The sequence below is a fragment of the Streptomyces sp. NPDC046887 genome, from assembly GCF_040644755.1.
Classification (GTDB): domain Bacteria; phylum Actinomycetota; class Actinomycetes; order Streptomycetales; family Streptomycetaceae; genus Streptomyces; species Streptomyces lichenis.
Genome location: NZ_JBEYXH010000015.1, coordinates 48,981 through 62,835 on the forward strand (window position 1 = coordinate 48,981; position 13,855 = coordinate 62,835).

Annotated in this window: 8 protein-coding genes; 2 read left to right on the forward strand and 6 right to left on the reverse strand. The window is 73.2% G+C overall.

From position 1 onward, the window contains the following. Nucleotides 1-17: 17 nt before the first annotated feature. From serA to ABZ945_RS16540, 6 genes are all read right to left on the reverse strand, one after another. Nucleotides 18-1,619, reverse strand: a complete 1,602-nt coding sequence (gene serA, locus ABZ945_RS16515; RefSeq protein WP_361269398.1) for a phosphoglycerate dehydrogenase — start codon at nt 1,617-1,619, stop codon at nt 18-20. Nucleotides 1,620-1,927: 308 nt separating this feature from the next. Further along, complete coding sequence (gene ilvC / locus ABZ945_RS16520; protein WP_361269401.1) at nt 1,928-2,929, reverse strand: ketol-acid reductoisomerase; 1,002 nt, start codon at nt 2,927-2,929, stop codon at nt 1,928-1,930. Between the two features lie 121 nt (nt 2,930-3,050). Next, complete coding sequence (gene ilvN / locus ABZ945_RS16525; protein WP_248635136.1) at nt 3,051-3,575, reverse strand: acetolactate synthase small subunit; 525 nt, start codon at nt 3,573-3,575, stop codon at nt 3,051-3,053. Between the two features lie 64 nt (nt 3,576-3,639). Beyond that, complete coding sequence (locus tag ABZ945_RS16530; protein ID WP_361269404.1) at nt 3,640-5,493, reverse strand: acetolactate synthase large subunit; 1,854 nt, start codon at nt 5,491-5,493, stop codon at nt 3,640-3,642. A gap of 264 nt (nt 5,494-5,757) precedes the next feature. Beyond that, the gene (locus tag ABZ945_RS16535; protein WP_361269628.1) at nt 5,758-9,135 is read right to left on the reverse strand and encodes an EAL domain-containing protein; all 3,378 of its coding nucleotides are present in this window, start codon (nt 9,133-9,135) and stop codon (nt 5,758-5,760) included. Between the two features lie 1,167 nt (nt 9,136-10,302). Continuing rightward, on the reverse strand, nt 10,303-11,259 hold the full coding sequence (locus tag ABZ945_RS16540) for a 2-hydroxyacid dehydrogenase (RefSeq protein WP_361269407.1): 957 nt from the start codon (nt 11,257-11,259) through the stop codon (nt 10,303-10,305). An 85-nt stretch (nt 11,260-11,344) separates the two neighbouring features. Between ABZ945_RS16540 and ABZ945_RS16545 the strand changes: the two genes are divergently transcribed. Both ABZ945_RS16545 and ABZ945_RS16550 read left to right on the forward strand, forming a co-directional pair. Continuing rightward, entirely contained in the window at nt 11,345-12,403 is a 1,059-nt protein-coding gene (locus ABZ945_RS16545) for an aldo/keto reductase (protein WP_361269410.1), read from the forward strand. 306 nt (nt 12,404-12,709) lie between these two features. Next, nucleotides 12,710-13,855 carry a PQQ-dependent sugar dehydrogenase gene (locus ABZ945_RS16550; protein WP_361269412.1) on the forward strand — a complete coding sequence of 382 codons (1,146 nt, stop codon included), beginning with the start codon at nt 12,710-12,712 and terminating at the stop codon, nt 13,853-13,855.

The window sequence follows — 13,855 nt, forward strand, 5'->3', positions numbered from 1 at the left end:
AGGGGTCTGTACGAGTCTCAGACCAGGTTGATCGAGCGCGCCGAGGTCGCGCCGACCTCCTCGGCCAGCTCGGTGAGCACCGCCGGCGGGACGGTGTCGTCCACGGTGAGCACGGCCAGCGCCTGGCCGCCCTCGACCAGCCGGGAGACCTGCATACCGGCGATGTTCAGCCCGGCCTCGCCGAGGATGCGGCCGACCGTGCCGACGACACCCGGGCGGTCCTCGTAGCGGAGCACCACCATGTGGTCGGCGAGCGCCAGGTCCACGTCGTAGTCGCCGACCGCGACGACCTTCTGGAGGTGCTTGGGGCCCGCCAGGGTGCCGGAGACCGACACCTCCTCGCCGCCGGAGAGGGTGCCGCGGACGGTGACGACGTTGCGGTGGTCGGGCGACTCGGAGCTGGTGGTCAGCCGCACCTCGACGCCGCGCTCCTGGGCGAACAGCGGGGCGTTGACGTAGGACACCGTCTCGTCCACCACGTCCTCGAACACGCCCTTGAGCGCGGAGAGTTCGAGCACCTTGACATCGTGCTGGGTGATCTCGCCGTAGACCTCGACATCGAGCCGGACGGCGACCTCGCCGGCCAGCGCGGTGAAGATCCGGCCCAGGCGCTCGGCGAGCGGCAGACCCGGCTTGACGTCCTCGGCGATGACGCCGCCCTGGACGTTGACCGCGTCCGGGACCAGCTCTCCGGCGAGCGCCAGGCGCACCGAGCGGGCGACCGCGACACCGGCCTTCTCCTGGGCCTCGTCGGTGGAGGCGCCCAGGTGCGGGGTGCAGACCACCTGGTCCAGCTCGAAGAGCGGGGAGTCGGTGCACGGCTCCTTGGCGTACACGTCGAGACCGGCGCCGGCGACCCGGCCCTCCTTCAGCGCCGAGTACAGCGCCGCCTCGTCGACGATCCCGCCGCGCGCGGCGTTGACGATCCGCACCGAGGGCTTGACCTTGTGCAGCGCCTCGTCGCCGATGAGCCCGAGGGTCTCGGGGGTCTTCGGCAGGTGGACGGTGATGAAGTCGGCGACCTCCAGCAGCTCGTCCAGGGTGAGGAGCTTGACGCCCATCTGCGCGGCGCGGGCCGGCTGGACGTAGGGGTCGTAGGCGACGATCTTCATCCCGAAGGCGGACATCCGCTGGGCGACCAGCACGCCGATGCGGCCGAGGCCGACCACGCCGAGGGTCTTCTCGCTGAGCTCGACGCCGGTGTACTTGCTCCGCTTCCACTCGCCGTTCTTCAGCGCGGTGTTGGCCTGCGGGATGTTGCGGGCGGAGGCGACCAGCAGGCCGCAGGCCAGCTCGGCGGCGGTGACGATGTTGGAGGTCGGGGCGTTGACGACCATCACGCCGGCCTTGGTGGCGGCGGGCACGTCCACGTTGTCCAGGCCGACTCCGGCGCGGGCGACGACCTTGAGCCGCTTGGCGGCGGCGATGGCCTCGGCGTCCACCTTGGTGGCGGAGCGCACCAGGATCGCGTCCACGTCCGCGATGGCGGGCAGCAGCTCGGCGCGGTCGGCGCCGTTGCAGTGGCGGATCTCGAAGTCCGGACCGAGCGCGTCCACCGTGGCGGGCGACAGCTCTTCGGCGATCAGTACCGTGGCTTTTCGACTGGGGTACGAGCTCACGTGGGTCCTCACAAGTCCAGTGCGGACGGCCGTCCCGACGGCCGCAGGCGGTGGAGGGGGCTTGCCGCGTGGAAGACGCACGACGCTGTGGGCCTGACGCGTATGGCTTTGAAGTGTAGTGGCGGGGGCGCCCGCCGTTTCCTCCGCGGCGGAAGGATCACCCGTCCGTGGTTGGACATCCGGTCCAACCGGCGGCGCGGGGCCCGCCTGCGGGCGAACACCGCGGCGGACCGGGCGCACCGGGCGCACCGGGCGGGGAAACACCGCGGCGGACCGGGGAGGGTCCCGGTCCGCCGCGGTGCGGGGGCTTACGCCTCCTCGTCGTTCACCCAGCTCATGAGCTTGCGCAGCTCCTTGCCGGTGGTCTCCAGCTTGTGCTCGGAGTCCTGCGTCTTGTACTCGTTGTACTTCTTCAGACCGCCGTGGTACTCGTCCATCCAGTTCTTGGCGAAGGTGCCGTCCTGGATCTCGGCGAGGACCTTCTTCATCTCGGCCTTGGTCTGGTCGGTGATGATCCGGGGGCCGGTGACGTAGTCGCCCCACTCGGCGGTCTCGGAGACCGACCAGCGCATCTTCTCCAGGCCGCCCTCGTACATCAGGTCCACGATCAGCTTCAGCTCGTGGAGGCACTCGAAGTACGCGATCTCCGGCTGGTAGCCGGCCTCGACCAGGGTCTCGAAGCCCGCCTTGACCAGCGCGGAGGCGCCGCCGCAGAGGACCGCCTGCTCGCCGAAGAGGTCGGTCTCGGTCTCCTCGGTGAAGGTGGTCTTGATGACGCCGGCGCGGGTGCCGCCGATGCCCTTGGCGTACGAGAGGGCCAGCGCGAAGGCGTTGCCGGTGGCGTCCTGCTCGACGGCGGCGATGCACGGCACGCCGCGCCCCTCCTCGTACTGGCGGCGGACCAGGTGGCCCGGGCCCTTGGGGGCGACCATGGCGACGTCCACGTCGGCCGGCGGCTTGATGAAGCCGAAGCGGATGTTGAGGCCGTGGCCGAAGAAGAGGGCGTCGCCCGCCTTGAGGTTCGGGGCGATGGTCTCCTCGTAGACCTTGGCCTGGATCGGGTCCGGGACCAGGACCATGATGACGTCGGCCTCGGCGGCGGCCTCGGACGGCGTGACCACGCGCAGGCCCTGCTCCTCGGCCTTCGCCTTGGACTTCGAACCCTCGTGCAGACCGACGCGGACGTCCACACCCGAGTCGCGCAGCGACAGGGCGTGGGCGTGGCCCTGGCTGCCGTAGCCGATCACCGCGACCTTGCGGCCCTGGATGATCGACAGGTCGGCGTCGGCGTCGTAGAAGAGCTCGGCCACGTTCTTTTCTCCTTGGTTCTCTGGTGGTGCGTCCCACCGTACGGGGGGAGGGTGCGGGGAGGTCGGGGGGTCTCGCCACCCGGGACGGACCGCCGTGCGACGGACCGGGCGGGCCGCGGGTCTACGCGGAACGGTCGAGCGCGCGCAGGCTGCGGTCGGTGATCGAGCGGGCGCCGCGCCCTATGGCGATGGTGCCGGACTGGACGAGTTCCTTGATGCCGAACTGCTCCAGCATCTTCAGCATGGCACTGAGCTTGTCACTCGAACCGGTGGCCTCGATGGTGACGGCCTCCGGGGAGACGTCGACGGTCTTGGCGCGGAACAGCTGGACGATCTCCACGATCTGGCTGCGGGTCTCGTTGTCGGCGCGGACCTTCACCAGGACGAGTTCCCGGGCGATGGCGGCGCTGGACTCCAGCTCCACGATCTTCAGGACGTTGACCAGCTTGTTGAGCTGCTTGGTGACCTGCTCCAGCGGAAGGTCCTCCACGTTGACCACGATGGTGATCCGGGAGATCTCCGGGTGCTCGGTGACACCGACCGCGAGCGAGTCGATGTTGAAGCCGCGCCGGGAGAACAGGGCGGCGATCCGGGCCAGGATGCCGGGGGTGTTCTCCACCAGGACGGAGAGCGTGTGCTTGGACATGGCTGCTTCTCTGCTTCCTCGAAGTTCTCAGAGTTCTCGGAGGGTCCGGAGGTCTCGGAGGTCCTCAGTCGTCTTCGCCGTCGCCGAAGTCGGGGCGGACCCCGCGGGCGGCCATGACCTCGTCGTTGGAGGTGCCGGCGGCGACCATCGGCCAGACCATGGCGTCCTCGTGGACGATGAAGTCCACGACCACCGGGCGGTCGTTGATGGCGTTGGCCTCGGCGATGACCTTGTCCAGGTCCTCGGGGCGCTCGCAGCGCAGCGCCACGCAGCCCATGGCCTCGGACAGCTTGACGAAGTCCGGGACGCGGGTGCCCTTGTTGGGCGGGGTCTCCTGGCCCGGGCCGGCGTGCAGCACGGTGTTGGAATAGCGCTGGTTGTAGAAGAGGGTCTGCCACTGGCGGACCATGCCGAGGGCGCCGTTGTTGATGATGGCGACCTTGATCGGGATGCCGTTGAGGGCGCAGGTGACCAGTTCCTGGTTGGTCATCTGGAAGCAGCCGTCGCCGTCGATGGCCCAGACGGTGCGGTCGGGCATGCCGGCCTTGGCGCCCATGGCGGCCGGGACCGCGTACCCCATGGTTCCGGCGCCGCCGGAGTTGAGCCAGGTGGCGGGGCGCTCGTAGTCGATGAAGTGGGCGGCCCACATCTGGTGCTGGCCGACGCCAGCCGCGTAGATGGTGTCCTCGGGGGCGAGCTGCCCGATGCGCTGGATGACCTGCTGCGGGGAGAGGCTGCCGTCCTCGGGCTGGTCGTAGCCGAGCGGGTAGGTGTCCCGCCAGCGGCTGAGGTCGCGCCACCAGGCGCTGTAATCCCCGGTGTTGCCGTCGGTGTGCTCGGCCTGGACGGCCTGGACCAGGTCGGCGATGACCTCGCGGGCGTCACCGACGATCGGCACGTCGGCGGCGCGGTTCTTGCCGATCTCGGCCGGGTCGATGTCGGCGTGGACGATTTTGGCGAACGGGGCGAAGCTGTCCAGCTTGCCGGTGACCCGGTCGTCGAAGCGGGCGCCGAGGGCGACGATCAGGTCGGCCTTCTGCAGGGCGGTGACCGCGGTGACCGCGCCGTGCATCCCGGGCATGCCGACGTGCAGCGGGTGGCTGTCGGGGAAGGCGCCGAGGGCCATCAGGGTGGTGGTGACCGGGGCGCCGGTCAGCTCGGCGAGGACCCTCAGCTCGGTGGTGGCGCCGGCCTTCAGGACGCCGCCGCCGACGTAGAGGACGGGCCGCTTGGCCTGGGTGATCAGCTTGGCGGCCTCGCGGATCTGCTTGGCGTGCGGCTTGGTCACCGGGCGGTAGCCGGGCAGGTCCAGCTGCGGCGGCCAGCTGAAGACGGTCTGGGCCTGGAGGGCGTCCTTGGCGATGTCGACCAGGACCGGGCCGGGGCGGCCGGTGGAGGCGATGTGGAACGCCTCGGCGATGGTGCGCGGGATGTCCTCGGCCTTGGTGACCAGGAAGTTGTGCTTGGTGATCGGCATGGTGATGCCGCAGATGTCCGCCTCCTGGAAGGCGTCCGTGCCGATGGCCTTGGAGGCGACCTGCCCGGTGATCGCGACCATGGGGACGGAGTCCATATGGGCGTCGGCGATCGGGGTGACCAGGTTGGTGGCGCCCGGTCCGGAGGTGGCCATACAGACCCCGACGCGTCCGGTGGCCTGGGCGTAGCCGGTGGCCGCGTGCCCGGCGCCCTGCTCGTGGCGGACCAGCACGTGCCGCACCCGGGCCGAGTCCATCATCGGGTCGTAGGCGGGGAGGATCGCACCGCCGGGAATGCCGAAGACCGTGTCGGCGCCCACCTCCTCCAGGGAGCGGATGAGGGACTGCGCACCCGTGACGTGTTCGACGGTGGCGGACTGCCCGCCGCCACGGGCCCGCGGCTGCGGATGGTGGGACCCGGAGGCCTGCTCGGTCATCGGCATTCTCTTCTCGAAGCTGAGGGTTTCGCGCTGAGGGTGTGTGCTGAGAGTTTGAGCTGGGAGTTTGAGCTGAGTTTTGCGAGGGTTCGGGCGGTTCTGGCACGTGCCGGTGCAACAAAAAACCCCTCGTGCCGTGAGGCAAGCGAGGGGAGCGCGTCGGGGGGAGTCAGCAGGGCCGTGTCGAGGCCCTGCTCAGCCGACGCGCTTTCCAAGTACGAGAATTCGGGTGCGCATGGCACTGACCCTCCCCCCGGCGCACCGTCAGTGTCAAGTGGGTGGGATACGCGTCTCATCATGTGGTCGAAGGGTGAGGTAGGAGCGCATGGCGGGCAGGGTTCCGCCGCTGAGGACGGGCAGTCCGGCGCCGAGCGGCAGCGGGTACTGGCCCCGGGTGAGCGCCCGGCGCAGCCGGTGCTCGTCCAGCGGGCCGGAGAAGACCGCGCCCTGGCCATGGGTGCATCCCATCGCGCGCAGTACGTGGATCTGCTCGGGCTCGTCCACCCCGTCGGCGACGGACTGCATGCCGAGGTCGCAGGCGATGCGCAGCAGACCGCTGGTGATCTTGTGCAGCCGGGCGGACTCGACCACGTTGTCGACCAGTCCCCGGTCCAGTTTCAGTATGTCCACCGGGAGCCTGCGCAGCGCGTTGATGGCGGCGTAGCCGCTGCCGAAGCCGTCCAGCGCGATCCGTACGCCGAGCCGGCGCAGGGTGCTGAGCCGCCGTTCCAGCTCCTCGAAGGAGAGTCTGGGGTCGCTGTCGGACAGCTCGATGACCAGCGATCCGGAGGGCAGTCCGTAGCGGGTGAGCAGCTTCTCGACGGTGCCAGCCGGCAGGGCCGCGGCGAGCAGTCCGCGGGCCGGCAGCCGGACCGATACGGGGGTGAGGTGGCCGAGCGCGGCCCGCTCGGCAGCCTGGGCGACGGCCCGTTCCAGCAGGGCGGCGCCGGGCCGTTCGGCGGCGGCCGGATCGTCGCCGCCGGCCGGGCGCGGGGACAGGGTGGGGCGCCCGGTCGCGCGGTCGGCCGTGCCGGGGGCGGGGCGCCCGGGCGCGGGTGGAGCGGCGCGCTCGGCGGCCTCGGTGGCCAGTTCGGCGAGCTCGGCCAGGTCGGTGACCCGGAGGAACTCGGTGGGGGTGAGCAGGATGCCCTGGGCCGAGCGGTGCCGGGGCTGGGCGGCCACGGCGGTGATCCGCCCGGTGGCGAGGTCCACCACCGGCTGATGCAGCAGGGCGAAGGACAGGTCCTGGGTGACCTGGTACGGCCGGGGGCCGCCGTCGCCGCGGCGGGCGGCCGAGCGCGGGATGCCGCCCCGCGGATGACCGGGACCGCCGTCGGTCGTCCGGCCCGGCCCGGTGCGGCCGGGCCGGGCGGCTGAGGCCGGCGGGGCGCCCGGGTGCGGTGCCGTGGAGAGGGGTGGCCCGGAGGTGGTGGTGATCGCCGCGGGGAGGGCGGTGGTGCTGATGGCCGCGGGCACCGGGGTGGTGGTGAGGGGCGGGGGCGCATCGGGGTGTACGGGTGCGGCGGTACGCGCCGGTGCGCCCCCCGAATGCACCGGGGCGCCCGCGTGCGGGGTGGGCGCGTGGGCGGCGGCCGCGGTGTGCCGAGGAGCACCGGCCGGGACCGGGGCCCGGCGCGCACTCCCAGCGGCGGCCTGCGGAACAGCGTCGCCGAGGTGCGGTCCGTAGAGCTCGACGCGGTTCTTGCCGCCGGCCTTGGCCCGGTACATCGCCAGGTCGGCGTTGCGCAGCAGCTCGGCGGAGGAGATCCCGGGCTCGGCGAAGGCGACGCCGATGGAGGCGGCGACCCGCACCTCCCGGCCGCCGTCCACCTCGTAGGGGCGGGAGAGGGTGTGCCGCAGCCGTTCGGCGATCTCGGCGACCAGCAGCTCCCGGTCGGCTTCGTCGTGTCCGGCGCCGCCGAGGATCAGCGCGGCGAACTCGTCGCCGCCGAGCCGGGCCGCGGTGTCCCCGGCGCGGACGGACTCCTGGAGCCGGCGGGCGGCCTGGATCAGCAGTTCGTCGCCGGCCTGGTGGCCGAGCCGGTCGTTGACGCCCTTGAAGCCGTCGAGGTCGATGAAGAGCACCGCGGTGCCCGCGTCCCCGGCCCGGCGGCCGCCCAGGGCTCCGCGCACCCGCCGGGTGAACAGGGCCCGGTTGGGCAGCTCGGTGAGCGCGTCGTGCTCGGCGTTGTGCTGGAGCTGGGCCTGGAGCCGGACCCGCTCGGTGACATCCCGGCTGTTGAAGATCAGCCCGCCCTGGTGGCGGTTGACGGTGGATTCGACGTTGAGCCAGTCGCCGGTGCCGGAGCGGAAGCGGCACTCGATCCGGGTGGTGGGCTCGTCCGTGGGCGGCGCGGCCAGGAAGCGGCGCACCTCGTGGACCACCCCGCCGAGGTCGTCGGGGTGGATCAGGGCGGCCAGCTCGGAGCCGATCAGCTCGTCGGCCTCGCGCCCGTACACCCCGGAGGCGGCCGGGCTGACGTAGCGCAGGGTGCCGTTGGGCGCGGCGATCATGATCACATCGCTGGAGCCCTGCACCAGGGAGCGGAAGTGGTTCTCCTTCTGCGCCAGTTCATGGGTGAGGGCGATGTTGTCCATCAGCATGATGCCCTGGCGGATCACCAGGGCGAGCACCACCGTGCAGGCGGTGAAGACCACCACCCGGTCCACCGAGCGGTCCTCGACCGCGTTGTACAGGATGCCCAGGGTGCAGACGGCGGCGGCCAGGTACGGGGTGAGGGCGGCCAGCGAGCCGGCCACCGGGCGGCTGGCCGAGCGGCCCGCGCCCCTGGCCTCGGGCGCCGGCCGGCGCGGCGGGGGCCGCACCCCGGCCCGGCGGGCGCCCCAGGGCGCGTACGCCAGCAGCAGCGATCCGGCGAACCAGCCGGCGTCCAGCAGCTGCCCGGAGGCGTAGTGCTCGCGCAGCAGCGGTGAGGTGAACAGCGCGTCGCACAGCACGGTCAGGGCGAGCGCGGCGACGGCCGTGTGGACGGCCGAACGGCCCGCCTGGGAGCGCCGGAAGTGCAGCGCCAGCACCATGCTGACCAGCACGATGTCCAGCAGCGGATAGGCCAGCGAGAGCGCCGCGCGGGCCACCGTCTCCCCCCGGAAGTGCGCGGTGTGGGCGAGCGCCAGGCTCCAGGAGAGGGTCAGTAGCGAGCCGCCGATGAGCCAGGAGTCCAGCCCCAGGCAGACCCAGCCGGCCCGGGTGACCGGGCGCTTGGCGAGCACCAGCAGCCCGACGATCGCGGGCGGCGCGAAGAGCAGGAAGAACAGGTCCGCCAGGGAGGGGGTGGGCACCGGGCGGTCGAGGACCACCTCGTACCAGCCCCAGACCCCGTTGCCCGCGGCGGCCATCGCGGAGGAGAACGCGAACAGCAGCCAGGCGGGCCGGAACCGGCCGTCCCTGGTCCGCGCGTACACCAGGCAGGAGACGGAGGCCACCAGCGCGGCCCCGCTCAGCCCGAAGTCGCCCATGACGAGGGCCATCTCGGGGGAACCCCAGCCGAGGGCGGCGCCGGTGGCGTACCCACCGCACAGCACCGCGAGGATCAGCTGGGTGCCCAGTCCGCCGCCGGCCCGCGGCCCCGCGGTGCCGCCACCGGTGGCGGCGGGCGGGCGCTCCACGAGCACTCCCGGGGCGCTCACCGCGCTGTCCGGGTGCGCGGCGGTGACATGTGCGTCGTGCTCCGCGGCGGGCGCGGTGCGCCCGGGGACGGTGTACGCCCGTCCCGCCGCGTCGGATCGGTTGCCCATCGACCGTGCATCACCCGTCGCCCCCCTCGGTTCCTGATCGGCTGTCACGTCGTGCCCCTGCGCCGGTATCTGTTCGACGCCTCCCCCCAGATCGGGACGATACACCAGTCCCGTCACACAGGGACAGGGGTTCTCTACGCTCCGTGACGATCACGAAATTGGCCGGATTGTGCTGGGCGCGGGGGGCCGGGGGCGGGGTAGCGACGGGTGCGGACGGGGCCCCGGGCGGGGGTGGCGACCGGTGCGTCCGAGGCCCCGGGCCGGGGGTGGCGACCGGTGTCCGCGGAGCCCCGGGGCCGGATGGCGGCGGAGCCCCGGGGCCGGGATGAGGCGCGTGTCCGCGGGCCGTCCGGACGGGGGTGGCGGCCTCTTGTACGCACCCCCAGGGCCCAGGCGCCGCCCGTGCCCGCGGCCCCGGGCACGGGCGGCGACCGGTGCGTACGGGGCCCCGGCCGGGAGCATCGTTCGGCGCCCCTCGGCCCGGACCGGCGCCGGCAGGCGGTATCCGCGAGCCTCCCGACCGAGGCGGGCAGCTGGTGCCCGCAGGCCTCCGCGCCGAGGACGGCGGCTGGGACTCGCGGGCCTCCCCGCCCGGGCGACGACCGGTGTTCGCGGCCCCCCGACCGAGGCGGCGGTCCGGCCCCGGAGCCCGGCGACTGGGTGGCGAAAGCGGCGGCCGAAAGTCGTCGGCGGCGACCCGGGGCCGGAGGCGGGACATCGACCGGGATCCGGGCCGAGACGACGGCCGAGAGCGGGAAGCCGGACGAGCCGGCCGCCGGCAGCCGGCAGCCGGGCCGAGACGACGGCCGGAAGCCGGGCCGGAACGATGCCCCGAGGCCCGGGCCGGACGATGCCCCAGGGCCCGGGCCGAGACGACAACCGCGGGCCTGAGCCGAGACGGCGGCGCCGGACACCGAGGGCCGGACGCCAGGAGCCGGGCACCGAGGGCCGGACGCCAGGAACCGGACGCCAGCGGCCCGGAGCCGGACGCCGAGGCCGGACACCGGGGGCCGGGAGCCGAGGGCCGGGAGCCGGGGGCCGGGAATTGGACGGGGGGGGTCAGCCGGTGGTCAGGACTCGGTTGCGCAGTTCCTCCCCGCGTACGAAACGGGTCAGCTGGCCGGCGATCAGCCGCTTGGCCCGGGGCATGAACGCGGAGGTGGAACCGCCCACATGCGGGCTGATCAGAACACCTGGGGCGTGCCACAGCGGATGGCCCTTCGGCAGCGGCTCGGGGTCGGTGACATCGAGCGCCGCGGTGATCCGCCCGCTCCCGGTCTCGGCCAGCAGCGCCTTGGTGTCGACCACCGGTCCGCGCGCCACGTTCACCAGCAGCGCGCCGTCCTTCATCCGGCCGAGGAACGCCGCGTCGGCGAGATGGTGGGTGTCCGAGGTCAGCGGGGTGGAGAGCACCACCACATCGGCCTCCGGCAGCAGCGCGGGCAGCTCCGTGAGGGCCCGCACCGGCCCGCGCGCGGTGGTGCGCGCGGAGCGTGCGACGCGTTCCACGCGCGCGAGCTCGAAGGGCGCGAGCCGGTCCTCGATGGCCGCGCCGATCGAGCCGTAGCCCACGATCAGCACCGACTTGTCGGCGAGCGCCGGGTAGAAGCCGTCCCGCCACTCCTCGGCGTCCTGGCCCCTGACGAAGCCGGGGAAGCCCCGGAGCGAGGCGAGTATCAGGGCCACGGTCAGCTCGGCGGTGCTCGCCTCGTGGACGCCCTTGGCGTTGCACAGCGCCACCCCGGGCGGCAGTGCGGGCAGCCCCGGGGTGACATGGTCGGTGCCCGCGGAGAGCGTCTGCACCACCCGTACCGAGGTCATCTCCGCCATCGGCCGGACCGCGATCTCGCTGCCCTTCATGTACGGCACCACATAGAAGGCGCAGTCGGCCGGGTCGGCCGGGAAGTCGGGGCCGCCGTCCCAGAAGCGGTAGCGCGGGCCGCCGCCGGGGGCGGAGGGAGCGGGCAGCCCGTCGATCTCGTCGGCGGGGATGGGGAGCCACACGTCGTACGTCATGGTCCCCGAGGCTATGCCAAGGGCTCCTGCCGCCATTGGTTAGTTTGGGGGCGCGGTGCGAGGGCCTTCGGGGAGGTACGGGGAGTTGGAGCGCAGGACGATCGGCGCGAGCGCGCTTCAGGTGGGCGCCGTCGGCCTCGGCTGTATGCCGATGAGCTGGGCGTACACCTCCTCCCAGCAGCGCGGGGACCGCTCGCTGCGGGCCGTGCACGCGGCGCTGGACGCCGGGGTGAGCCTGCTGGACACCGCCGACATGTGGGGGCCGTTCACCAATGAGCTGCTGCTCGGCCGGGTGCTCAAGGAGCGGCGGGACGAGGTGTTCGTCTCCACCAAGTGCGGGCTGCTGGTCGGCGACGGGCACATCGTGGCCAACGGCCGCCCCGGGTACGTCCGCCGGGCCTGCGACGCCTCACTGCGCCGCCTCCAGACCGATGTCATCGACCTGTACCAGCTGCACCGGGCCGACCCGGAGGTGCCGGTGGAGGAGACCTGGGGCGCGCTGGCGGAGCTGGTGCGGGCGGGGAAGGTACGGGCCCTGGGCCTGTGCGCCGTGGGCGTACGCGCCCCGCGCCGCCCGGTGGCCCCGGGCCGGGCCGGCCGATGGCGTACGCCGCCCGCCGGGTCCCCGGTCGAGGACCTGTACGCGGGAACGATTCGGCAGCTGGAGCGGGTGCAGCAGGTCTTCCCGGTGAGCGCGGTGCAGGCGGAGCTGTCGGTGTGGTCGCCGCAGGCACTGGCCCGGCTGCTGCCCTGGTGTACGCAGCGGGGCGTCGGCTTTCTGGCGGCGATGCCGCTGGGCAGCGGCTTCCTGACCGGGACGCTCACCCCGGGCGGCGGTTTCGAGCCGGACGACCCGAGGGCCCGGCACCCCCGGTTCACCGCCGAGATGATGGCCGCCAACCAACCGCTGGTGGCCGGCCTGCGCCGGGTCGCCGAGCGGCACGGCGGCGCGGCGGCGGGGGTGACCCCGGCCGGGGTGGCGCTGGCCTGGACGCTGGCCCAGGGCGACCAGGTGGTCCCGGTGCCCGGCACCAAACAGGCCCGCTGGGCCGTGGAGAACGCAGGCGCCGCCGCCCTGCGACTGACCCCGGCCGACCTGGCCGAGATCGCCGCGCTGCCCCCGGCCCGGGGCTCCTGGGACTGAGCGACGGTGCGTTCCCCGGCGCCGGGGAATGGCGCATGGCGGCGGATCAGTGCGGATGAGGGCACGAGACGGCAGATGGGGGCGGTTGGCGCCCGATGGCGGTGGTACCCGCCGGGTGGTTGACGCCCAACCGGCCCGGCGGCCGGATGGGCGCTGGGCGCCAGGACCCCGTCCCGCGACCGCGCGGCCCCGGGGCGGGATCTTCGTCGCGGGGGGCCGAACGCGGTGGCGTGGGCGGTGTATGAAGGGGGCACGGGCTGCTGCCGCCGCCGTGTCGAAGGGATCGAGAACGTGCAACGTCCAGCTGTGATTGCCGTGTTGGCGACCGCCGTACTGATGCTGGCGGCCGGGTGCTCCTCCGGTGGGGGCGAGGCCCCCGGGCAGGGGGGCGGCCGCACCTCGCCGGCGGCCTCCTCCCCCGCGCCCTCGGGGGCGCCCTCCGCCTCGGTGCCGCCGGCCAAGGGCACCGCCACGGTGGTGGCCACCCTCACCGAGGAGCTGAAGTCGCCCTGGGGGCTGGCCGCCCTGCCGGACGGGGACCTGCTGGTCTCCTCCCGCGACGAGGGGACGATCACCCGGGTCGACGCGGAGAGCGGCAAGAAGACCGAGATCGGCTCGGTGCCGGGGGTCGCTCCGGGGGGCGAGGGCGGGCTGCTGGGCCTGGCCGTCTCTCCCGCGTATGCCTCGGACCGCCAGGTCTACGCGTACTTCACCACCGACTCCGACAACCGGATCGCCCGGCTGCTCTACGACGAGCGCAAGCCCGCCGGGCAGCAGCTCGGGGCGCCGGACACGGTGCTGCGCGGCATCCCCAAGGGCACGATCCACAACGGCGGCCGGATCGCGTTCGGCCCGGACAAGATGCTGTACGCGGGCACCGGGGAGACCGGGGAGACGGGGCTGGCGCAGGACAAGGCCTCGCTGGGCGGCAAGATCCTGCGGATGACCCCGGACGGCGAGCCCGCGCCCGGCAACCCGGATCCGGACTCGCTGGTCTACTCCCTCGGCCACCGCAATGTGCAGGGACTGGCCTGGGACACGGAGAAGCGGCTGTGGGCGGTGGAGTTCGGCCAGAACACCTGGGACGAGCTCAACCTGATCGAGCCGGGCAAGAACTACGGCTGGCCGGAGACCGAGGGCAAGGGCGAGCGGCGCGGGTTCACCGAGCCGGTCGCCCAGTGGCGTACCTCCGAGGCCTCCCCCAGCGGCATCGCCTACGCCCAGGGCTCCCTCTGGATGGCGGCGCTGCGCGGTGAGCGGCTGTGGCGGATCCCGCTGGACGGCACGAAGACCGCCGCCGACCCGCAGTCCTTCCTGGAGGAGGAGTACGGGCGGCTGCGCACCGTACTGGCCCCCGGCGGCGACCGGTTGTGGCTGCTGACCAGCGAGACCGACACCCGGGGCACCCCCGAGGACGGCGACGACCGGCTGCTGCGGCTGAAGGTGTCGTAG